A 21,802-nucleotide genomic window follows, 5' to 3' on the forward strand; every position below is an offset into this window, starting at 1 on the left:
CGTTAAGGGGGCGGCCGAATGCGACAGCATTCGGCCAGGGTTGCGGGTGCACGCGCAATACGGCAGGAACCCGACCTGCGAAGGTTGCCTCAAGGAAAAAAGAACCCCGAAGACCAGGGGGGATCTTCGGGGTTCGGGGGTGCGGAAGCGGGTCTGGGGAGGGACCCGGGTTCCGTGGCTCATCCAGGGAGGGGAATGAACCAGGTGCCGTTGCGTGCACCTGACGAATAAGACGGTATTCGATCCAAAAGGTTCGCAGCGGTTTCGGGTCGAATTCAGAATCCATTCATTGGGAAGAAAATCAAGGCGTTACGTGTTAATCGGCGTTTACGTTTTGCCTTGGTCGCGCGTTCAATGCGCTTCGTCCCAGTTCCTGCCGGTGCCGATATCGACGACGAGCGGCACGGCGAGTTCCGCGGCACCGCTCATGCGTTCGCGCACGCCCGTCGCGATCTCGTCGAGCACGTCCTCGCGCACTTCGAACACGAGTTCGTCGTGCACCTGCATCAGCATGCGCGCGTCGTCGCGCGCGCCGAGCCAGCCGTCCACCGCGATCATCGCGCGCTTGATGATGTCGGCCGCGGTGCCCTGCATCGGCGCGTTGATCGCCGCGCGTTCGGCGCCGGCGCGCAGGTTCTGATTGCGCGCGCGGATGTCGTCGAGATAGAGGCGGCGGCCGAACACGGTTTCGACGTAGCCGTCGCGGTGCGCCTGTTCGCGGATGTTGTCCATGAACGTGCGCACGCCGGGATAGCGCGCGAAGTAGCGCGCGATGTAGTCGTTCGCCTCGTTGCGCGCGATGCCGAGCTGGCGCGCGAGGCCGAACGCGCCCATGCCGTACATCAGGCCGAAGTTGATCGCCTTCGCGGCGCGCCGCTGGTTCGAATCCACCTGCTCGGGCGGCAGTCCGAACACTTCGGCCGCGGTCGCGCGGTGCACGTCGAGGCCGCCGACGAACGCCGACAGCAGGCCCGCGTCGCCCGACAGATGCGCCATGATGCGCAGCTCGATCTGCGAATAGTCGGCCGCGAGGATGCGATAGCCCGGCGGCGCGACGAACGCCTGGCGGATGCGCCGGCCCTCCTCGGTGCGGATCGGGATGTTCTGCAGGTTCGGATCGTTCGACGACAGCCGGCCGGTCGCCGCGATCGCCTGGCCGTAGCTCGTGTGCACGCGGCCGGTTCGAGGATTGACGATCTCGGCGAGCTTGTCGGTGTACGTGGATCGCAGCTTCGCGTAGCCGCGGTAGTCGAGGATCAGCTTCGGCAGCTCGTGCTGGTCGGCGATCGCGTCGAGCGCTTCCTCGTTCGTCGACGGCTGGCCGGTCGGCGTCTTCACGACGATCGGCAGCTTCAGCTCTTCGAACAGGATCGCCTGCAGCTGCTTGGGCGAGTCGAGGCTGAACGTGCGGCCGGCGATGTCGTACGCGCGCTGCTGCAGCTCGTGCATGCGCTTGGCCAGTTCGTTGCTCTGTACGCGCAAGGCGTTCGTATCGATCAGGACGCCGCGCTGCTCCATGCGCGCGAGCACCGGAATCAGCGGCGCTTCGATCGTTTCGTACACGCGCATCAAGCCCGGTTCGGTCGCGAGTTTCGGCCACAGCGTCTCGTGGAGGCGCAGCGTGACGTCGGCGTCTTCCGCGGCATAAGCCGACGCCTGCTCGAGCGCGACCTGGCTGAACGGTATCTGCTTGGCGCCCTTGCCGGCGACCGCGTCGTACGGAATGGTCGTGTAGCCGAGATAGCGGCGCGCGAGCGAATCCATGTCGTGGCGCGTCGCGGTCGAGTTCCACACGTACGACTCGAGCATCGAGTCGTAGCGCACGCCGCGCATCGTGATGCCGTAGCGGCTGAACACGTTGATGTCGTACTTCGCGTGCTGGCCGAGCTTGGGCCGGTCGGGATCTTCCAGCAGCGGCTTCAACGCCGCGAGCACGGCGTCGCGGTCGAGCTGCTGCGGCGCGCCGGGATAGTCGTGCGCGAGCGGCACGTACGCCGCCTTGCCGGCTTCGACCGCGAACGACAGGCCGACGATCTCCGCGCGCATCGGATCGAGCGACGTCGTTTCGGTGTCGATCGCGACGATCGGCGCCGCGCGCAGCTTTTCCAGCCACGCGTCGAACGCGGCCTGGTCGACGACGCAGTCGTACACGCCCTGCATCGCGAGCGTGCCGTCGGCATCGCTCGTCGTCTGTTTGCGGAACTGCGCCGGCACGTTCGCGCCGCGCACGTCGTCGGGCAGCGGCTTGTTGTCGAGTTCCTTGAGCGCCGCGTTGAACTCGTACCGCGCATACAGGCGGCGCAGCGCGTCGACGTCGCGCTCGCGCAAGGCGAGGTCGGTCGGCGCCTCGTCGAGGGGCACGTCGAGCCGGATCGTCGCAAGCTGGCGCGACAGCGGCAGCTGCGGCAGCGCGGCGCGCAGGTTTTCGCCGATCTTGCCGCCGATCTTCGCGGCGTTGTCCATCACCGCGTCGAGCGTGCCGTACTCGGCCAGCCACTTCGCCGCGGTCTTCGGGCCGCACTTTTCCACACCGGGAATATTGTCGACCGAGTCGCCCATCAGCGAGAGGAAGTCGATGATCTGGTTCGGATGCACGCCGAACTTCTCGAACACGCCGGCCGCGTTCATCGTCGTGTTCGTCATGCTGTTGCTCAAGGTCACGTGCGGACCGACGAGCTGCGCCATGTCCTTGTCGCCGGTCGACACGACGACGTCGATGCCGGCCGCGGCCGCCTGCGTCGCGAGCGTGCCGATCACGTCGTCGGCTTCGACGCCCGAAACCCGCAGGATCGGAAAGCCGAGCGCCTTGACGATTTCCATCATCGGCTCGATCTGCGCGCGCAGTTCCTCGGGCATCGGCGGGCGATTCGCCTTGTATTCGGGATACAGCTCGTCGCGGAACGTCGGGCCGGAGGCGTCGCACACGAACGCGATGTAGTCGGGTTTCGCCTTGAGCGAATTGCGCAGCATGTTGACGACGCCGAACAGCGCGCCGGTCGGCTCGCCTGCCGCGTTCGTCAGCGGAGGCAGCGCATGGAACGCGCGAAACAGATAGCTCGAACCGTCAATCAGGATGAGGGTGGGCATGGCAACTCCTTGGCCTGCGCACAGGCGAACCGGTCGGAGTTTAATCGTTCGGCGGCAGGGGCGGTTCAGGCGCCTTTGCTATGCTGCGCGCAGCATCCGTCGCAGGAGTTCGTCATGAATCGCATCGCCATCGCCGTGGGCCTGAGCCTCGCCGCAACGCTCGCCTGCGCCGCCGAGAAGAAGTCCGATCCGACGCCGCCGCCGTCGGCCGCAGACCTCAAGACGCAACCGCCGCCGACCATGGACGATCCGGGCGTGAAGGCCGCCGTCGACGCCGAGGTCGCCGCGCAAGCGGCTGCCGACAAGGGCAAGCCCGCCTCGCAGGCACCGAAGGGCAACACCACCGTCACGGTACGCAACGAGGGTGAGGACACGATCGAGGAATACCGCACCGACGGCAAGGTCAGCATGATCCGCATTTCGCGCAAGGGCGGCGTGCCGCACGAGTACATCGACACGAACGGCGACGGCAAGCTCGAGGGCAATCCGAAGGAAGGGCCTGTCGCCCCCGTGTACTATAAACTTTACGAATGGAATTAATTCGTATTGCTCGAGGTTCTGCGAGCAGCAGGTCGCATCCCACAACCCTGGCCAAACACTGCGTGTTTGGCCGCCCCTTTACTTACGGGGGCTCCAAAAACCAACAGCCGAAGCGAGGCCGCGTTTTCTGCGCGGCCTTTTCGTTCAGTGGCGGAAGTGCCGCACGCCGGTGAACACCATCGCCATGTCGTTTTCGTCGGCGGCCTTGATCACCTCTTCGTCGCGCATCGAACCGCCGGGCTGGATCACGGCGCGGATGCCGGCTTTCGCCGCGGTGTCGATACCGTCGCGAAACGGGAAGAACGCGTCCGACGCCATCACGCTGCCGCGCACGTCGAGGCCGGCTTCTTCGGCCTTCATCGCGGCGATCTTCGCGCTGATCACGCGGCTCATCTGGCCGGCGCCGACGCCGATCGTCTGTCCGCCCTTGGCGTAGACGATCGCGTTCGACTTCACGTACATCGCGACGTGCCAGGCGAACAGGAGGTCGCGCAGTTCGTCGGCGTTCGGCACGCGCTTCGAGACGATCTGCAGATCGGACAGCAGCAGCGTGTCGCGGTCGGCGTCCTGTATCAGCAGGCCGCCGGCGATGCGCTTGAGGTCGTGGGACGTCGGCGACTGTTCCGGCCAGTGGCCGGTCGCGAGCACCCGCACGTTCGGCTTTTTGGAGAATGCCGCCAATGCCGCTTCGTCCACTTCCGGCGCGATCACGACTTCGACGAACTGCCGGTCGAGAATCGCGCGCGCCGTGACCACGTCGAGCGAACGGTTGAACGCGATGATGCCGCCGAACGCCGAGGTCGGGTCGCACGCGTAGGCGCGCTCGTACGCGAGCATCGGCGTTTCGCCGAGCGCGACGCCGCACGGATTGGCGTGCTTGACGATCACGCAGGCCGGCGCGCTGCCGAACGCCTTGACGCATTCGAGCGCGGCATCGGCGTCGGCGATGTTGTTGAACGACAGCTCCTTGCCGGCGAGGACGCGCGCGGTCGCGACGATGCCGGCCGGACCGCCCTGTTCGACGTACAGCGCGGCGGACTGGTGCGGGTTCTCGCCATAGCGCAGCGTCTGCGCGCGGCGGAACGACAGGTGCAGGCTCGGCGGGTAGTTGTCTTCGCGCTCGCCGGTGCGCGCACCGAGCCAGTTCGCGATCAGGCCGTCGTAGCGCGCGGTGTGTCCGTACGTCTTCGCGGCGAAGCGCCGGCGCAGGTCGAGGGTCGTGCCCTGGTGCGCATGCAGCGCCTGCAGCAGTTCGGCGTAGTCGGACGGATCGGTCACGACCGCGACGTGCTCGTGGTTCTTCGCCGCGGCACGCAGCATCGCCGGACCGCCGATGTCGATGTTTTCGATCGCATCGTCGAGCGTGCAGTCGGGCCGCGCGGTCGCTTCCTCGAACGGATACAGGTTGACGACGAGAAGGTCGATCGGCGCGATGCCGTGCTGCGTCATCACCTGATCGTCGATGCCGCGCCGGCCGAGCAGGCCGCCGTGAATTTTCGGATGCAGCGTCTTGACGCGGCCGTCCATGATCTCGGGAAAACCCGTGACGGTGGACACGTCGGTCACCGGCAGGCCGGCGTCGCGCAGCGCGCGCGCGGTGCCGCCGGTCGATACGAGACTGACGCCGAGCGCGTCGAGGCCACGGGCAAGATCGAGCAGACCGGATTTGTCGGACACGCTGAGCAGCGCGCGCCGCACCGGAACGAGGGTGGCGTCGAACATGGCGATAGTCGGTCGGAGCGAGAGAGGCGGAAAGTATAGCCGGCGCTCGCGCGCTGCGCGTCGGATCGATGCGACGGTTACAGCAATCCGTGCTGCGTGAGCTTCTTGCGCAGCGTCGCGCGATTGATGCCGAGCGCGATCGCGGCCTTGCTCTGGTTGTCGCCGTACCACGTCATGACTTCGCGCAGCATCGGACCTTCGACTTCCTGCATGACGAGGTCGAACAGGCCTTCGGCCTGGTGCGTGTCGAGATCGGTCAGATAGCGGCGCACCGCGCGCGCAACGCATTCGCGCAGCGCCGGCTGCAGGACGGAATCGGGTGCCGCGTCGGCACGCAGGAAAGGGACGGCATTCACGAAGGCGGCAACCTGGGTCTGTTCTTCCATGACCGCCGGATGCGAGTAGCCGACGGGGCAGGGATGTTAGCGCGGGACGATCGGCTTGGTAAGTGCCAAGGTGTGACTCGCGCGCGAAAACTCCCATCTGAATCGCGACGTCGTGCGCACGCGCGACGAACTCAGGGATTCGGGCCGCGGCTCACAGAAATTTGAATTCGAACGCGACGGCGTTCTTGCCGGGATCGCGCACTTCGAACACCAGCGCCGTGCTCGCGCCTGCCGCGAGGCCGCCGGCGATCGTGCGCGAATCGCCCAGATACTCGCGCGGCTGGAAGCGGCGCATCGCGACGCGGTTTTCGTCGAGGTCCGACAGCGTGATCTCGACGACCGGATAGGCCTGCGCGAAGTCGGCGCCGTTCTGCAGCGTCGCCGAAACGATCAGCGCGCCCGGCACCGACGGATGCGGCCGGATGTCGCGCGACAGAAGTTCGAGACGGCTCGCATCGTGCCTCAGCGGCAGCGTGCAATGCAGCTGTTCGCAGCCACGATCGAGCCACGGCCGGATGCTGTCGGTATTGAGCAGGCGATCGCGCTCGGCGTACGAAATCTGCGCGCCGAGACTGACGAACAGCACCGCGACGCCGACGACCCACGGCCAGCGGCGTCGCGTGCCGCTGCGTCCGTGATGCGCGAACGCGGGCGTGCTGCGGCGTTCGCGGTGACGCGGCCGTTCGTCGGGATCGAACGTGAAGGTGACTTGCTGCGCGTTGGGCCGGTACACCGGCACGCCGAGCTGCGGCGGATCGGATTCGGCCGGCTGTTGCGGCAGACGGTCGAACGGTTCCGGCGGCAGCTGGTCGGCGAGCGTATGCAGCGCGTCGAAGATCGCGCTGCAATGGCTGCAGCGCACCGTGCCGTGGCCGCGCGCGATCGCCGCGGCATCCGCGTTGTAGACGGTCAGGCATTCGGGGCATTGCGTGTACATGCCGCAAGTCTAGCAGGCTGTCGGAAAACGGCTTGCCGGACCGCTGCGGCTAGCGCCGCACGCCGCTGATGCGCACCCAGTCTTCGCGCTGCGCGACTTCCAGGCCGTCGAACCATTCGGCGTAGCGCTTGAGCAGATCGACGTCCTGGCCGGCGAGGATGCCCGACAGCGCGAACGGCGCGCCCGGCGCCACGCTCGCGGCGAACAGCGGCGCGAGTTCGTCGAGCGGGCCGGCGAGAATGTTGGCCACGAGCAGATCGCACGGCCGCGGCGCGTACGCGTCGGGCAGCATCAGTTCGAGCCGTTCGACGACGCCGTTGCGCTCGGCGTTGTCACGACTCGCCTCGAGCGCCTGCGGATCGAGATCGACGCCGAGGACGTGCGCGGCGCCGAGCTTGAGCGCCGCGATCGCGAGCACGCCCGAGCCGCAGCCGTAGTCGACGAGCCGTTTGCCGGCGAGGTCGAGTCCGTCGAGCCATTCCAGGCACAGCGCCGTCGTCGGATGCGTGCCGGTGCCGAACGCGAGGCCCGGGTCGAGCCGCACGACTACCGCCTCGGCATCGTCCTCGGGTGGCTCGATGTTCCACGGATAGATCCACAGGCGCCGGCCGAACTGCATCGGCGCGAACGTATCCATCCAGGCGCGCGTCCAGTCCTCGTCGGGCACGTCGCGAAATTCGAGCTGGTCGGGCGCGAGCTCCGGCACGAGGTCGGTCAGCACGTGCACGAGGCCGACGCGATCGCAGGCGACGTCGAACAGCGCGGCGAGCTTGATCGTCGGCCACACCGGCGTCTCGCCGGGCGCGGGTTCGAAGATCGGATGGTCTTCGGCGTCGAGCAGCGTGACCGACAGCGCGCCGAGGTCGTCGAGCGCGGCTTCGATGCGCGCCTGCTGGTCGGCGTGGAGGGTGAGCGAGAGTTCGATCCAGGGCATGGGAATGTCTGCGAAGGCCTGACGGCGTGTTGCGAGAATCGTGCCGCGTTCTACGTGAAAGCGGCACGAACGTAGCGGATAAAAACGGGCTCCTGCCCGTTTTTGGATCGAGCGGCGCAAGCGCAGCTTGCGCACGCCCTCCGAAGATCGACCGCTGAGCGGTCGATCTTCGGGCGATCCATCCCTGGATCGCTTCCGCGCGTTCGCGTCAGCCCAGCGTTATCCCTTTTTCGCGCTGTTCGGCGATGCGCTTTTCGAGATAGTGAATGTTCTGGCCGCCCTGCTGGAAACCGCCGTCGGCCATGATGCGCTGCTGCAGCGGGATGTTCGTCTTGATGCCGTCGACGACCATCTCGGCGAGCGCGAGGCGCATGCGCGCGATCGCGGTTTCGCGGTCGCGGCCGTGCACGATCAGCTTGCCGATCATCGAATCGTAGTTCGGCGGAATGCGGTAGCCGTCGTAGATGTGCGTGTCCAGCCGCACACCGGGGCCGCCGGCGCCGAGAAAGCGCTTGATCGTGCCGGGGCTCGGCATGAACGTGTCGGGGTCTTCGGCGTTGATGCGGCACTCGATCGCATGACCGGTGAAGCGGATGTCCTCCTGCCGGATCGACAGCTTTTCGCCGGCGGCGACGAGGATCTGCTCGCGCACGAGATCGACGCCGGTGATGAGTTCAGTCACCGGATGCTCGACCTGGATGCGCGTGTTCATCTCGATGAAGTAGAAGCGGCCGGCTTCGTACAGGAACTCGAACGTGCCGGCGCCGCGATAGCCGATGCGCAGGCACGCGTCGACGCACACCTTGCCGATCGCCTCGCGCTGTTCGGCGGTGATGCCGGGCGCCGGCGCTTCCTCGACCACCTTCTGGTGGCGGCGCTGCATCGAGCAGTCGCGTTCGCCCAGATGAATCGCGCCACCCTGGCCGTCGGCCAGCACCTGGATTTCGACGTGGCGAGGATTCTCGAGAAATTTCTCCATGTACACCATGTCGTTGCCGAACGCGGCCTTCGCTTCCGACTTCGTCATGGCGATGGCGTTGTGCAGGTGCGCCTCGGTGTGCACGACGCGCATGCCGCGCCCGCCGCCGCCGCCGGCGGCCTTGACGATGATCGGATAGCCGATGTCGCGCGCGATGCGGCCGTTGTCGACCGGATCGTCGCCGAGCGGCCCGCCCGAGCCCGGCACGCACGGTACGCCGGCCGCCTTCATCGCCTTGATCGCCTCGACCTTGTCGCCCATCAGGCGAATCACGTTCGGCGTCGGGCCGATGAAGATGAAGCCGGATTTTTCGACGCGTTCGGCGAAGTCGGCGTTCTCGGAGAGAAACCCGTAGCCCGGATGGATCGCCTGCGCGTCGGTGACTTCCGCCGCGGCGATGATCGCCGGCACGTTGAGATAGCTTTCGGCTGCGGGCGCGGGGCCGATGCAGACCGATTCGTCGGCCATGCCGACGTGTTTCAAGTTGCGGTCGACGGTCGAATGCACCGCGACCGTCTTGATGCCGAGCGCGTGGCACGCGCGCAGGATGCGTAGCGCGATTTCACCGCGGTTGGCGATGACGATTTTATCCAGCATGGCAAAGCCCGGTTGTAGCGCGCACGTGTCGCGGCGAGACGCCGGCGTGCGCGCGGGTGGGACGATCTCGCTCAGCCGATCACGAACAGCGGTTCGTCGAACTCGATCGGCTGGCCGTTGCTCGCGAGCACCGCGACCACGGTGCCGGCGACGTCGGCTTCGATCTGGTTGAACATCTTCATGGCTTCGATGATGCCGAGCGTGTCGCCGGCCTTGACGGTCTGGCCGACCTTGACGAAGGCCGGCGCTTCCGGATTCGGCGACGCATAGAACGTGCCGACCATCGGCGAGCGCACGACGTGGCCGTCCGGCAGCGTCTTGGCGTTGGCGCCGCCCGCGGCGTCCGGCGCGGAGCCCGAGGGCGCCGGGCGATGCTGTTCGACGTGCACATGGGTGACCGGCGTCGGCGCGGGTGCCGCCATCGCCATCGGCAGGCCCGCACGCGGCATGCGGCTCAGGCGCACGACTTCCTCGCCTTCCTTGATTTCGAGTTCGGCGAGATTCGACTCTTCGAGTATGTCGATCAGCTTCTTGATCTTGCGCAGGTCCACGGACGGATCCTCACGGGGTGCAGAAAGGGATGGGGTGGTTTCAGAGGCGGCGCAAGGCCGCCTGCAGCGCGAGGCGGTAGCTGTCGGCACCGAACCCGGCGATCACGCCGACGGCGATGTCCGACAGGTACGAATGCCGCCGGAACGGCTCGCGCGCATGGACGTTCGACAGGTGCAGCTCGATGAACGGCAGCGCGACCGCGAGCAGCGCGTCGCGCAGCGCGACGCTCGTATGCGTGAACGCGGCCGGATTGATCAGCACGAACGCCGTGCCGTCGGCGCGCGCGGCGTGAATGCGCTCGATCAGCACGTGCTCGGCGTTCGACTGGTAATGGTCGAGTTCGTGACCCGCCGCTTGCGCGATCTGGGCAAGATCGCCGACGATGCCGGCCAGCGTCGCGTGGCCGTACGTCTCCGGCTCGCGCGTGCCGAGCAGGTTCAGATTCGGGCCATTGAGCAGCAGGATCCTGGCCAAGCCGGCACTCCGTCGCCGGTGGGGACCGGCAGGGGGCGCAAGTCTGCGCTTCGGCGCTGATCTTGTCCATATCGGCGAAGTTGGCCGATGTTTTAATTCGCTCCGCGCGCCGCGCCCGTTCAGGGCGGGTCGAAACCGTCGGCAAAGATCGCGTCGATCGCGGGGTCGGGCGTGCCCGTCGCGCCGATCGTGAAGTTCGCATCGGATACGTCGAAAAACACGTTCGTCGCGCAGGAGATCCTGACGCGCGCCGCGTTCGTGTCCGTCACCGCCGGCACGACGATCGATGCAAGGCCGCTGTTGGGCGCCGCCGTCGCGAGCGGTTGCGCGAAGGTCGCGCCGCCGTCGGTCGACAGCGCAATGTCGACCGCGGCGCAGCCGACCGGTGCGATGTCGGTGTTCGCCACGTTCCAGCGCACGAGGCGCGTTTCGCCGCGGCCCCAGGCCAGTGCGCCGTTCGGCAGCGTCAGTACGAACGGACCGGCGGCGCTCGTGACGTTCAGCGCGACGTCGGCGCTCGTCGAGCGGCCGTCGTCGGCGCGGCTGTCGCGCACGGTCAGGCGGAAATTCAGCGGGCGCGTCGTCGTCGGCAGGATTTCGCCGGGTGCGGCCGGGCCGCCGAGGATCGTCGACAGGCGCGGAAAAAGACGCGTCGGGCTCGAGGTCGGCGCGACCGAGCGCAGGATCGGGCCGTTGCCGATGTCGCCGTCGGCGAGCGTCGTGACGGCGCCGAGGTCGAACTGCTCCCACGCATAGGTCAGCGCGTCGCCGTCGGGATCGGTCGCGCTCGCGGTCAGCGCGAACGCCGTGCGTGCGGGAATCGTCCTGCCGGTCGGCAGCGACGCCGCCGCGATCGCGGGGACGGCGTTCGGGTTCGGCGAGTTCTGCGCGCAGGTGCCGCCGAAAATCAGCGTCCAGCGGTTGATGTCCTGCAGGCTTTTCGCATGGAAGTACGGATCGGAATGCGGCTGCAGGTCGTCCGCGCCGCACAGGCCCGCGTAGCCCATGATCGTGCTGCCGCTGCCCGGCTCGTAGCCGGATTCGTCGGTGCCTTCGCCTTCGCAGCCGTTGAACGAGTGGACGGCGCCGAACTGGTGGCCGAGTTCGTGCGCGACGTAGTCGATGTCGAACGGATCGCCTTGCGGGTTCGCCTGGCCGGTCGAGCCGCCGCCCTTGGTCGCGCTCTGGCACGTCGAGGCGGCATAGGCGATGCCGCCGTCCGCGGTCGTCAACACGTGGCCGACGTCGTAGTTCGCGGTGCCGATGACGGCATCGAGATTCGCCGTGTTCTGGCCGACGTCGTTCAGGCTGTTGAGGTACGGATCGTTCGCGGCGTTCGCGTAGATCACGAGATCGTTGTTCGCGACGAGCGTCAGGTGGATCGCGAACTCCGACTCGTACACTTCGTTGACGCGGTTGAGCGTCGCGACGACGGCCGCGAGACCGCCCGACACGCTGCCGTTGCCGACGGCCGCCACGTACGGCGCGGTCGCGGCGACGGCGACGCGATAGTTGCGCCGCGTCGCGCCGGTGATCGTCGCCGGCGACGCCGGTGCGGCGCGCAGTTGGGCCGGCCGACGATCGAATGACGCATCGAAGCCGCACCGGAACGGTTGCGTGCGCGGCGGCAGCCGGTCGCGACGGTAGACGATATAGCGCCGGCTGTTCGCGTCGCCGAGGGGCGCGACGACGAAGCCGCCTTCCAGCGCGAACACGCGCACGTGCAGGCCGAGTTCGGACAGGTCGACGCGCGCGCGCCGGCCCTGCGCGTCGCGGCCGGCGAGGCTTTCGATCTGCGGAAACTTTTGCCGGAGCGCGGTCGGCATCGTGCCGGAGTCGGACAGCGCGAACGTGGAAACGCCGCCGTCCGGCAAGGGCAGCGACAGCAGGGCCGTGCCGCCGGGCGCGTCGCCGAACGCGTCGCGCAGTGCGGCGATGTCGAGCGCGACGATCCGGTAGTCCGCCGGCTGCGGCGCCGTCGGCGGCAATGCGGCCGTTGCCAGATCGGTCCACGGATCGGACGCCGCCCGCGCCGCGCAGGTGCCGATCGACAACAGCACCGCTGTCGCTACCCGTACTGTGGCCCGCATGCGCACGCTCCGATGGCCGCTACGCCGCGAGTGTGCCGGAATCGGTCCGGTTTGCCGTGTCGCGGCGCACTCAACCCGGATCGCCGATCCAGCGTTCGAGCTGCGCGGCGTCGATCTTGCCGAGCCGCTGCTCGAGCACGCGGCCGTCGCGGCCGATCAGCACGCTGTACGGCAGCGCGCCGTGCGTATTGCCGAACAGCGTGGTCGGGCTCGGCAGCGTGTCGCGCGCGAACACGATCGAATACGTGACCGGCGTGGTGTTGAGGAATTCCTTCACCGATGCCGGATCGTCGATCGCGAACCCGACCACTTCGACGCCCTTGTCGCGCTGCGCCTGATGGAAGCGTTCGAGTTCCGGCATTTCCTCGCGGCACGGCGTGCACCAGCTCGCCCAGAAGTTCACCACGACGAGTTTGCCGTCCCACGCCGATTGCGCGGCCGGCTGCCCGTCGAGATCGACCAGCGCGATGTCCGGGCGGCGATCGCCCTTGCGCGCGACCGGCACGCCCGGCGGCGCGGCCAGCTTCGTCGCGGCGATCCACGAATCGGCGAGCCAGCGGCCGGGGCGGGTCGTCGACATCGCGTCGGTCAGCCACGCGGGCGGACCCTTGCGGTCGAGAAAACTGCCGGCGACGAGACCGGCGACGGCCGCGCCGAGCGCGAGCCCGACGACGCCGGCGGCCTGGCGCGCGCGCATCAGCCGCCCGCCTTCTTCACGCGCGCGACGAACGCGCCGGCCTCTTCGAAGCCGATCAGGCGCGACGCGCGACGCTCCTTGCCGTCGGCACCGAAGAAGATCGTCGCGGGCGGGCCGAACAGCGAGAAATGCTTGAGCAGCGCCTGGTCGGTCTCGTCGTTCGCGGTGACGTCGGCCTTGAGCAGCACGTAGCCGGACAACGCGGCCTGCACGTCCGGTTTGGTAAACGTGAACTTCTCCATTTCCTTGCAGCTCACGCACCAGTCGGCGTAGAAGTCGAGCAGCACCGGCTTGCCGCCGGCGAGTTCGCGTTCGAGGTCGGCGACGCTCTTGATCGTGCGAAATTGCAGATGCTGCTCGGCCGCGGCACCGCCCGAACCCGCGATGCCCTTGAGCGGCTGCAGCACGTCGCGCGAACCGGCCGCGGCGCCGATCAGCTGCGCGGCGCCGGCGATCAGCGCGATCACGCCGAGCGCCTTCCACAGCTTCGTGAAGCCCGAGGCGTCGTCGGCGAGGCGTTCGAGCGCGCCCAGATAGATCGCGCAGGCGACCAGCAGCGCGCCGATCATCAGCATCACCCACACCGGATCGAGGATGCGCGAGAGCATCCAGATCGCGAGCGCGAGGAAGCTCACGCCGAACACGTTCTTGACCGCGTCCATCCACGCGCCGGCGCGCGGCAGCAGTTTGCCGGCCGCGGTGCCCGCGACGACGAGCGGCGCGCCCATGCCGAGCGACAGCACGAACAGCGCCAGGCCGCCGAACACCGGATCGCGCGTCTGGCTGATGTACAGCACGGCCGCGGCGAGCGGCGGCGCGACGCACGGACCGACGATCAACGCCGACAGCACGCCCATGATCGCGACGCCGACGAGCGAGCCGCCCTGCTGGCGATTGCTGACGTTCGCGATGCGGTTCTGCAGCGCGCTCGGCAACTGCAGTTCGTAGAAGCCGAACATCGACAGCGACAGCGCGACGAACAGCGTCGCGAAGCTCCACAGGATCCACGGTTTCTGGAACAGCGCCTGCAGGTTCGCGCCGACGAGGCCCGCCGCGACGCCGGCGATCGTGAACACGACCGTCGAGGCGAGCACGTAGACGAGCGACAGCACGAACGCGCGCTTCGTCGACACGTTATCGCCGGCGCCCGCGATGATGCCCGACAGGATCGGGATCATCGGAAACACGCACGGCGTGAACGCGAGCAGCAGGCCGAAGCCGAAGAACGACAAGAGCGCCCACAGGCGATTGCCCGACAGCTGCGACGCGAGCGCCTGTTCCTCGGACTGTTCCGCGGCCGGCGCCGCGACCGCATTCGCGGCCGACGCCTTGATCTCGGCCGCGCTCGCGGCCGGCAGGTCGAAGTCGACCGTGCGCGTCATGACCGGATAGCACACGCCGCCGTCTTCGCAGCCCTGGAATTCGGCGGACAGGCGCAGCTTGCCGGCGTCGCCGCGTTCGCGCGCGATCGAAATCGGCAGCTCCACCTGGTCGAAATACACGGTGACCTGACCGAAGTGTTCGTCCTGGTGCAGCTTGCCGGCCGGCCAGCGCAGCGCGCCGAGCTTGACGCCGGCGTCGGCGTCGGCCGGCACGGTCAGTACCGTCTTGTCGCGATACAGGTAATAGCCTTTCGGCATCGTCCAGCGCGCGAGGAGTTCGGTCGGGCCGAGCGCGATGGTTTCGAAACGGAACGCCTGTTCCGGCGGCAGCGGCAGTTTTTCGTCGCCCGGGACGGCGGCGTCGGCGCCGATCGCGTCCATGCCTTCGATCGGCGCGGCGGCCGGCTTGCCGAGGCTGCCGAGCGCATCCTTGAGCGAGCCGCCGCTCGCGACCGGGGCAGCCGGCGCGGTTGCGCCCGGCGGCGGCAGTTTCAGCGACAGCTTTGTCGTGGCCGGCGGATAGCAGATCTTCGGATCGAGCTCGTGGCAGCCCTGGATCTGCACCGACAGCTCGACGGTGTCGGCCGCGGGATCGGCGAGCGTGAACGGCTGCGTCGCGGTCGCCTGATGGTGGAACACTTCGACGTCGCCGAGGAATTCGTCGTGCTTGGGCTCGCCCGGCGGCAGGTCGAGCGTGCCGAGCGTCGTACCGGCACCGGCCTTCGTCTTGATGCGCGAGCGGTACAGGTAGTAGCCGTCCGCGATCGTCCATTCGAGCCGGACCGTGTCGCGCGTCGGCGCGGTCGCGGTCAGCGCGAACGCCTTTTCGACCGGCAGCAGGAGGTCGTCGGACTGCGCGTGCGCACCGGCGATCGCGACGAGACCGGCCAGGAAAGCGGCGAAACGGGCGAAACGGCGGTTCATTGCAGCTCCAATAGAGAAGGCCTGGCCAGACCGGTGCTACGCGGTCGCGCTTTCAATCCAGGCCAGGTAGTCGGGAAGCCCCAGGGCGACATCGACCGCGACGATTTCGGGAAGTTCATACGGATGCAGCTCGACGATGCACGCGCGCAGCGCGTCGAACCGTTCACGTGTGGTCTTTATCAGCAGCAGCAACTCCGCGTCGGTCCTGATCTCGCCTTGCCAGGCATAGGTGGACACGACGCCCGTGATGCGATTGACGCACGCGGCCAGGCGCTCGGCGACGAGCCGCCGCGCGAGGCGGTCGGCGACGTCCTGATCCGGGACGGTGCAATAGACGATCAGCGCGGACATGGCGCTCATCCGGCGGGCGACAGGGGGCGCGACGATACCGCCTGGGCCGGGGGCGGCACCAGGACCGCCGTGTGCGAATTCCGGCAGGCCGCGGCCTGTGGCCCCTTGAAAGGGGCGGCCGGCCGCCCAACGTGTCGGCCACGTCGACGGCATTGCGTCGTCACAACTTCCGGCTAAAATTGGCACTCACCTATCCCGAGTGCTAACAACCGGGGTAAACTCGTTTCGTTTCAGTCCTTTGTTCAACACTTTGAGGGAGTTCACATGAAGCTTCGTCCGTTGCACGACCGCGTCATCATCAAGCGCATGGAAGAAGAGCGCGTCTCGGCCGGCGGCATCGTCATCCCCGACAGCGCGACCGAAAAGCCGATCCGCGGCGAAGTCGTGGCCGCCGGCACCGGCAAGATCCTGGAAGACGGCAAGGTCCGTCCGATCGCCGTCAAGGCCGGCGACAAGGTGCTGTTCGGCAAGTACTCGGGCACCGAGGTCAAGGTGGACGGCGAGGAACTGCTGGTCATGCGCGAAGAAGACATCATGGCGGTGATCGAAGGCTGAGCGGAGCTCGCGGCGCGTCACTCGCAGCCCGGTCCGTAACGTCTTTCGTCCACGTCTTTCCCCATCAGAAAAATCAAAGGTAGATTCAACATGGCAGCCAAAGAAATCCGCTTCAGCGAAGACGCGCGCGCCCGCATGGTCCGCGGCGTCAACGTTCTCGCCAACGCCGTCAAGGCCACGCTCGGTCCGAAGGGCCGCAACGTCGTGCTCGAAAAGAGCTTCGGCGCGCCGACGATCACCAAGGACGGCGTCTCCGTCGCCAAGGAAATCGAACTCGCCGACAAGTTCGAGAACATGGGCGCGCAGATGGTCAAGGAAGTCGCTTCCAAGACCTCCGACGTCGCCGGCGACGGCACCACGACCGCCACGGTCCTGGCGCAGGCGCTGATCCGCGAAGGCATGAAGGCGGTCGCCGCCGGCATGAACCCGATGGACCTCAAGCGCGGCATCGACAAGGCCGTCTCGGCCGCCGTGACCGAGCTCAAGGCGCTGTCCAAGCCGACCGCCGACGACAAGGCGATCGCGCAGGTGGGCACGATCTCGGCCAACTCCGACGCGAACATCGGCGAAATCATCGCCACCGCGATGAACAAGGTCGGCAAGGAAGGCGTCATCACCGTTGAAGAAGGCTCGGGCCTGGACAACGAACTCGACGTCGTCGAAGGCATGCAGTTCGACCGCGGCTACCTGTCGCCGTACTTCATCAACAACCAGCAGTCGATGCAGGCCGAACTCGACGATCCGTACATTCTGCTGCACGACAAGAAGATCTCGAACGTCCGCGAACTGCTGCCGGTGCTCGAAGGCGTCGCCAAGGCCGGCAAGCCGCTGCTGATCGTCGCCGAGGAAGTGGAAGGCGAAGCGCTGGCCACCCTCGTGGTCAACACGATTCGCGGCATCGTCAAGGTCTGCGCCGTCAAGGCGCCGGGCTTCGGTGACCGTCGCAAGGCGATGCTCGAAGACATGGCCGTCCTGACCGGCGGCACCGTGATCTCCGAAGAAGTCGGCCTGCAGCTCGAGAAGGCCACGATCAAGGATCTGGGCCGCGCCAAGAAGATCGTCGTGTCGAAGGAAAACTCCACGATCATCGACGGCGCCGGCGAAAGCGAGACGATCCAGTCGCGCATCAAGCAGATCAAGGCGCAGATCGAAGAGACGAGCTCCGACTACGACCGCGAGAAGCTGCAGGAACGCGTGGCGAAGCTCGCCGGCGGCGTGGCGGTGATCAAGGTCGGCGCCGCGACGGAAGTCGAAATGAAGGAAAAGAAGGCTCGCGTCGAAGACGCGCTGCACGCCACGCGCGCGGCCGTTGAAGAAGGCGTCGTGCCGGGCGGCGGCGTCGCGCTGATCCGCGCGCTGCAGAACATCTCGGCGGTCAAGGGCGACAACGAAGACCAGAACCACGGCATCAACATCGCCAAGCGCGCGATGGAAGCGCCGCTGCGCGAAATCGTGTCGAACTGCGGCGAAGAGCCGTCGGTCGTGCTGAACAAGGTCGTCGAAGGCAAGGGCAACTACGGCTACAACGCCGCGACCGGCGAATACGGCGACATGATCGCGTTCGGCATCCTCGATCCGACCAAGGTCACGCGCTCGGCGCTGCAGAACGCGGCTTCGATCGCCGGCCTCATGATCACGACCGAAGCGATGGTCGCCGAAGCGCCGAAGAAGGAAGCGGCGGCCGGCGGCCACGACCACGGCGGTGGCGGCGGCATGGGCGGCATGGGCGGCATGGACTTCTGATCGACGCGCAAGCGCCGATAAAGTCAGCAAGGCAAAGCCCCGCGGAGACGCGGGGCTTTTTTATTTTCCGCGACGTTTTCAAACGCGACGGTTCGCGTTGCGAAGTTTGCGCGAGGCATTCGCGCACACCCCTGCCGAAAGTACGTGACCTCGTTGCAGCGCTGCCGAAAGTCCCGTGTTCGTGATGCGATTCCTGCGCTCATTGCATTTCGATGCAGCCTTTTGCGCCCGAACGGCGTCTAGTGAGTCATGCCGACGCGAAGAGAAAAACGCACCGGCTGGCGATCAACGATCGCGCCCACTCGCAAACGGCATTGCCGGCCCGCCTGCCGGCCCAGGAGACGACCATGAAAGCTTCCTTCTTGACCCTCGCGCTGATTCTCGCCGCTTCCCCCGCGTTCGCCGGCAAGCAGCACATCGACCTCAACGATCTCGCCGCCGAAACCGATATGAGCGCGCGCCAGGTGGCGATGGTGCTCGGCGCGTCCGGCGCCTATCCCGAATTCAAGGCCTCGTACGCGCAGATGAAAGCCAAGTTCGTCGCGGCCGTCGGTCAGCGCCGCTACGAATCGCTCGCCGCCGCCGTCAAGGCGCAGGAAGACGGGCAGCAGCTGTATGCGCGCAACGTCGCGTCGCGCGATTCCGACTCGTAAGAACAGCCGGGTCTGCGGCGCCGCGCACGGACGGCGCGGCGCCGCGACAGGGCAGCGACTGAAAAAAGCCGGATCGAATCAGGCCGTCTCGAGCTTCGCGTAGGCGAGCACGAGCCACTTCGATCCGGCGTTCTCGAAGTTCACCTGCACGCGCGTGTGTTCGCCGGCGCCTTCGTAGTCGGTCACGACGCCGCTGCCGAACGTCGCATGCACCACGCGTTGGCCGAGCTTGAGCGCGCGATCCTCTTCGATCGGCGTCGCGTAGCGGCTCGTGTATGCGGGCCGGCTCACCTGCACGCGCGGGCGCACTTCGGTGACGAGGTTCGGCGGAATTTCCGAGAGAAACCGCGACGGCCGCTGATAGCTTTCCGAACCGTGCAGCCTTCGCGATTCGGCATAGCTCAACGTGAGCAGCTCGCGTGCGCGCGTGATGCCGACGTACGCGAGGCGGCGTTCTTCTTCGAGCCGGCCGGGCTCGTTGAGCGAGCGATCGCTCGGAAACAGGCCGTCTTCCATGCCGACGAGAAACACGACCGGAAACTCGAGCCCCTTCGCCGTGTGCAAGGTCATGAGCTGCACGCAGTCCTTGCCCGGATCGGCCTGGCCTTCGCCGGCTTCGAGCGCCGCGTGCGACAGGAACGCCGCGAGTTCGGTCAGGTTCGCCTCTTTGTCTTCCTGCGTGAGCTTGAAGCGGCTCGCGACGTTCACGAGTTCGTCGAGGTTCTCCACGCGCGTTTCGGCGCTGCCCCGCGCATCCTTCTCGTAGTAGTCGCGCAGGCCCGTCTGCACGATGACGTGATCCATCTGCTCGGCGAGCGTGATGCCGGCGTCTTCTTCGGCGATCGCCGATCCGGTGAGGAGGTCGGGCGCCGCCGCCGCGACCGCGCGCGCCGGCCCCAGGCATTCGCGCGCGAGCTTCTCGGTCAGCTCGACGAACGCGCGCAGCGCCGACTTGCTGCGCGACGCGAGCTCGTTGCCCGACAGCGCGCCGAGCGCGGCTTCCCACAGCGAACTGGCGTTGCGGCGCGCGCTCTGGCGCACGAGATCGAGCGTGCGCTCGCCGATGCCGCGCGGCGGCGTGTTCACCGTTCGCTCGAACGCCGCGTCGTCGTGGCGGTTGGCGACGATGCGCAGGTAGGCGAGCGCGTCCTTGATTTCCGCGCGATCGAAGAAGCGTTGGCCGCCGTACACGCGATACGGCATGCGGTACTGGTTGAACTGTTCTTCGAACACGCGCGACTGCGCGTTCGAGCGATACAGGATGGCCACGTCCGACGCCGCGCCGTCGCCCGCGACGTACTCGCGGATGCGCTCGACGACGTAGCGCGCCTCGTCCTGCTCGTTGTAAGCCGCGTAAAGCTGGATCGGCGTGCCGCTTTCTCCCGAAGTCCACAATTGCTTGCCGAGGCGGCTCGGGTTGTGCGCGATCACCGCGTTCGCGGCCTTGAGGATCGTCGCGGTCGAGCGGTAGTTCTGCTCGAGGCGGATCGTTTTCGCGCTCGGATAGTCGCGCAGGAACTGCTGCACGTTCTCGACCTTCGCGCCGCGCCAGCCGTAGATCGCCTGGTCGTCGTCGCCGACGACGAACACGCGGCCGGTGTTGCCGGCGAGCACGCGGATCCACGCGTACTGCAGGCTGTTCGTATCCTGGAACTCGTCGATCAGCAGGTGCCGCCAGCGTTCCTGGTAGTGCGCCAGCAGCGACGCGTCTTCGAGCCACAGCTCGTGCGCGCGCAGCAGCAGCTCGGCGAAATCGACGAGGCCCGAGCGTTTGCACACCGCTTCGTAGTCGCGATAGATGTCGAGCAGCGTGCGCGTGACCGGGTTGTCGCCGTGCTCGATCGCGTCGGGCCGCCTGCCTTCGTCCTTCGCGTTGTTGATGAACCACGTCGCCTGGCGCGCGGGCCAGCGCGCCTCGTCGAGGTCGAGGCTCTGGATCACGCGCTTGACGAGCCGCTGCTGGTCGTCGGCGTCGAGAATCTGAAACGTTTCGGGCAGGCGCGCCTCGCGCCAGTGGCGGCGCAAGAGGCGGTGCGCGATGCCGTGGAACGTGCCGATCGACAGGCCGCGCGTGCCGTGCTCGATCAGGTGTTCGCAGCGCCCGCGCATTTCGCCGGCGGCCTTGTTCGTGAACGTCACCGCGAGTATCGAGTACGGCGACACGCGCTCGACTTCGAGCAGCCACGCGATGCGGTGGATCAGTACGCGCGTCTTGCCGGAGCCGGCGCCGGCGAGTACGAGGTAGTGGCCGCTCGGCGCGCTGACCGCTTCGCGCTGAGCCGGGTTCAAGTGATCGAGCAGGTGGGAGACGTCCATCGAGCGATTTTATCCGAGTGCGCCGACCGCATGCGGACGCGCGCGCGTTGCGGGTGCGCGGAACGCGGCGTACGCTCGGTCGTCATCGCGAACGCGGACGCAATCGATGCCCGGGCAACCTGTGCTGTTCGTCGGCCACGGCACGCCGATGAACGCGATCGACGACAATCGCTGGAGCCGCGGCTTTCGCGCGCTCGGCCGGTCGCTCGCGAAACCGCGCGCGGTGCTCGCGATCTCGGCGCACTGGTATCTGCCGGCGAGCGCCGTCACGGCGCAGGAGCATCCGAAGACGATTCACGACTTCGGCGGATTTCCCGAACCGCTGTACGAGGTGCAGTATCCGGCGCCGGGCGATCCCGCCTTGGCCGCCGACGTCGTCGCGCTGTCGCAGGGGCAGGTGCTCGCCACGCGCGACTGGGGCCTCGATCACGGCACGTGGAGCGTACTGCGGCATCTGTTTCCCGACGCTGACGTGCCGGTCGTGCAGCTGTCGATGGACACGCGCCTGACGATGCGCGAACACGTCGAACTCGGCGCGCGAATGATGCCGCTGCGCGAGCGCGGCGTGCTGATCGTCGCGAGCGGCAATCTCGTGCACAACCTCGCGCACGCGTTTCGCGCGTGGCGCGCGGGCGACCGCGCGACGCCCGACTGGGCGATCGCGTTCGACGCCGACGTCGCGCAAGCGCTCGAACGCGGCGATCGCGACTTTCTGGAAAATGCGCTCGACAGCGAAACCGGACGCGACGCGCATCCGACGCCCGAGCACTATCTGCCGCTGATGTACGCGATCGGCGCGGGCGGCGGCGACGCGGTCGCGTTTCCGATCGACGGTTTCGACATGGCGTCGCTGTCGATGCGCTGCGTGCGGTTCGGATGAACG

18 protein-coding genes are annotated in these 21,802 nt (G+C 67.4%); 5 read left to right on the plus strand and 13 right to left on the minus strand.

The genetic code is table 11. The features are described 5' to 3' along the window. Positions 1-351 precede the first annotated feature (351 nt). Positions 352-3,087 carry a DNA polymerase I gene (gene polA / locus OD750_RS12720; RefSeq protein WP_263545607.1) on the minus strand — a complete coding sequence of 912 codons (2,736 nt, stop codon included), beginning with the start codon at positions 3,085-3,087 and terminating at the stop codon, positions 352-354. A 114-nt stretch (positions 3,088-3,201) separates the two neighbouring features. Here polA and OD750_RS12725 point away from each other — a divergent pair, with 114 nt between their 5' ends. Further along, a complete protein-coding gene (locus tag OD750_RS12725) occupies positions 3,202-3,627 on the plus strand; it encodes a DUF2782 domain-containing protein (RefSeq protein WP_263545608.1) in 426 nt (141 codons plus the stop codon). Positions 3,628-3,771: 144 nt separating this feature from the next. On the opposite strand, the gene purH is transcribed toward OD750_RS12725, so the two are convergent. The 11 genes from purH to cutA all read right to left on the minus strand — a co-directional run bounded on the left by purH (position 3,772) and on the right by cutA (position 15,652). Beyond that, a complete protein-coding gene (gene purH, locus OD750_RS12730) occupies positions 3,772-5,349 on the minus strand; it encodes a bifunctional phosphoribosylaminoimidazolecarboxamide formyltransferase/IMP cyclohydrolase (protein ID WP_263545609.1) in 1,578 nt (525 codons plus the stop codon). Between the two features lie 77 nt (positions 5,350-5,426). Next, complete coding sequence (locus tag OD750_RS12735) at positions 5,427-5,705, minus strand: helix-turn-helix domain-containing protein (RefSeq protein ID WP_263545610.1); 279 nt, start codon at positions 5,703-5,705, stop codon at positions 5,427-5,429. 181 nt (positions 5,706-5,886) lie between these two features. Continuing rightward, a complete protein-coding gene (locus OD750_RS12740; protein ID WP_263545611.1) occupies positions 5,887-6,672 on the minus strand; it encodes a zinc-ribbon and DUF3426 domain-containing protein in 786 nt (261 codons plus the stop codon). A gap of 49 nt (positions 6,673-6,721) precedes the next feature. Next, entirely contained in the window at positions 6,722-7,606 is an 885-nt protein-coding gene (gene prmA / locus OD750_RS12745; protein ID WP_263545612.1) for a 50S ribosomal protein L11 methyltransferase, read from the minus strand. Positions 7,607-7,814: 208 nt separating this feature from the next. Further along, complete coding sequence (gene accC, locus OD750_RS12750) at positions 7,815-9,182, minus strand: acetyl-CoA carboxylase biotin carboxylase subunit (RefSeq protein ID WP_263545613.1); 1,368 nt, start codon at positions 9,180-9,182, stop codon at positions 7,815-7,817. Positions 9,183-9,253: 71 nt separating this feature from the next. Continuing rightward, positions 9,254-9,733: an acetyl-CoA carboxylase biotin carboxyl carrier protein gene (gene accB, locus OD750_RS12755; protein WP_263545614.1), complete on the minus strand. Its 480-nt coding sequence runs from the start codon at positions 9,731-9,733 to the stop codon at positions 9,254-9,256. 40 nt (positions 9,734-9,773) lie between these two features. Beyond that, positions 9,774-10,208 carry a type II 3-dehydroquinate dehydratase gene (gene aroQ, locus OD750_RS12760; RefSeq protein WP_263545615.1) on the minus strand — a complete coding sequence of 145 codons (435 nt, stop codon included), beginning with the start codon at positions 10,206-10,208 and terminating at the stop codon, positions 9,774-9,776. Between the two features lie 119 nt (positions 10,209-10,327). After that, a complete protein-coding gene (locus tag OD750_RS12765; protein ID WP_263545616.1) occupies positions 10,328-12,298 on the minus strand; it encodes a reprolysin-like metallopeptidase in 1,971 nt (656 codons plus the stop codon). 70 nt (positions 12,299-12,368) lie between these two features. Further along, positions 12,369-12,995: a TlpA disulfide reductase family protein gene (locus tag OD750_RS12770; RefSeq protein WP_263545617.1), complete on the minus strand. Its 627-nt coding sequence runs from the start codon at positions 12,993-12,995 to the stop codon at positions 12,369-12,371. Next, positions 12,995-15,301: a protein-disulfide reductase DsbD gene (locus tag OD750_RS12775; RefSeq protein WP_263545618.1), complete on the minus strand. Its 2,307-nt coding sequence runs from the start codon at positions 15,299-15,301 to the stop codon at positions 12,995-12,997. The genes OD750_RS12770 and OD750_RS12775 overlap by 1 nt, the downstream gene beginning before the upstream one ends. Before the next feature lie 36 nt (positions 15,302-15,337). Continuing rightward, complete coding sequence (gene cutA / locus OD750_RS12780; protein WP_425508227.1) at positions 15,338-15,652, minus strand: divalent-cation tolerance protein CutA; 315 nt, start codon at positions 15,650-15,652, stop codon at positions 15,338-15,340. Between the two features lie 264 nt (positions 15,653-15,916). On the opposite strand from cutA, the gene groES reads away from it, so the two are divergent. From groES to OD750_RS12795, 3 genes are all read left to right on the plus strand, one after another. Beyond that, the gene (gene groES, locus OD750_RS12785; protein WP_263545620.1) at positions 15,917-16,207 is read left to right on the plus strand and encodes a co-chaperone GroES; all 291 of its coding nucleotides are present in this window, start codon (positions 15,917-15,919) and stop codon (positions 16,205-16,207) included. A 90-nt stretch (positions 16,208-16,297) separates the two neighbouring features. Continuing rightward, on the plus strand, positions 16,298-17,950 hold the full coding sequence (gene groL, locus OD750_RS12790; RefSeq protein ID WP_263545621.1) for a chaperonin GroEL: 1,653 nt from the start codon (positions 16,298-16,300) through the stop codon (positions 17,948-17,950). Positions 17,951-18,297: 347 nt separating this feature from the next. Then, a complete protein-coding gene (locus tag OD750_RS12795) occupies positions 18,298-18,603 on the plus strand; it encodes a hypothetical protein (protein ID WP_263545622.1) in 306 nt (101 codons plus the stop codon). Between the two features lie 78 nt (positions 18,604-18,681). On the opposite strand, the gene OD750_RS12800 is transcribed toward OD750_RS12795, so the two are convergent. Next, on the minus strand, positions 18,682-20,919 hold the full coding sequence (locus OD750_RS12800) for a DNA helicase II (RefSeq protein WP_263545623.1): 2,238 nt from the start codon (positions 20,917-20,919) through the stop codon (positions 18,682-18,684). 106 nt (positions 20,920-21,025) lie between these two features. Between OD750_RS12800 and ygiD the strand changes: the two genes are divergently transcribed. Beyond that, positions 21,026-21,799, plus strand: a complete 774-nt coding sequence (gene ygiD, locus OD750_RS12805; protein WP_263545624.1) for a 4,5-DOPA-extradiol-dioxygenase — start codon at positions 21,026-21,028, stop codon at positions 21,797-21,799. Positions 21,800-21,802: the final 3 nt, after the last annotated feature.

The sequence above is a fragment of the Tahibacter soli genome, assembly GCF_025717065.2.
GTDB classification, from domain to species: Bacteria; Pseudomonadota; Gammaproteobacteria; order Xanthomonadales; family Rhodanobacteraceae; genus Tahibacter; species Tahibacter soli.

Coding starts and splice junctions, on each gene's coding strand:
- polA (WP_263545607.1), bottom strand. CDS start 3,087: ATGCCCACCCTCATCCTGATTGACGGTTCGAGCTATCTGTTTCGCGCG.
- OD750_RS12725 (WP_263545608.1), top strand. CDS start 3,202: ATGAATCGCATCGCCATCGCCGTGGGCCTGAGCCTCGCCGCAACGCTC.
- purH (WP_263545609.1), bottom strand. CDS start 5,349: ATGTTCGACGCCACCCTCGTTCCGGTGCGGCGCGCGCTGCTCAGCGTG.
- OD750_RS12740 (WP_263545611.1), bottom strand. CDS start 6,672: ATGTACACGCAATGCCCCGAATGCCTGACCGTCTACAACGCGGATGCC.
- prmA (WP_263545612.1), bottom strand. CDS start 7,606: ATGCCCTGGATCGAACTCTCGCTCACCCTCCACGCCGACCAGCAGGCG.
- accC (WP_263545613.1), bottom strand. CDS start 9,182: ATGCTGGATAAAATCGTCATCGCCAACCGCGGTGAAATCGCGCTACGC.
- OD750_RS12765 (WP_263545616.1), bottom strand. CDS start 12,298: ATGCGGGCCACAGTACGGGTAGCGACAGCGGTGCTGTTGTCGATCGGC.
- OD750_RS12770 (WP_263545617.1), bottom strand. CDS start 12,995: ATGCGCGCGCGCCAGGCCGCCGGCGTCGTCGGGCTCGCGCTCGGCGCG.
- OD750_RS12775 (WP_263545618.1), bottom strand. CDS start 15,301: ATGAACCGCCGTTTCGCCCGTTTCGCCGCTTTCCTGGCCGGTCTCGTC.
- cutA (WP_425508227.1), bottom strand. CDS start 15,652: ATGTCCGCGCTGATCGTCTATTGCACCGTCCCGGATCAGGACGTCGCC.
- groES (WP_263545620.1), top strand. CDS start 15,917: ATGAAGCTTCGTCCGTTGCACGACCGCGTCATCATCAAGCGCATGGAA.
- groL (WP_263545621.1), top strand. CDS start 16,298: ATGGCAGCCAAAGAAATCCGCTTCAGCGAAGACGCGCGCGCCCGCATG.
- OD750_RS12795 (WP_263545622.1), top strand. CDS start 18,298: ATGAAAGCTTCCTTCTTGACCCTCGCGCTGATTCTCGCCGCTTCCCCC.
- OD750_RS12800 (WP_263545623.1), bottom strand. CDS start 20,919: ATGGACGTCTCCCACCTGCTCGATCACTTGAACCCGGCTCAGCGCGAA.
- ygiD (WP_263545624.1), top strand. CDS start 21,026: ATGCCCGGGCAACCTGTGCTGTTCGTCGGCCACGGCACGCCGATGAAC.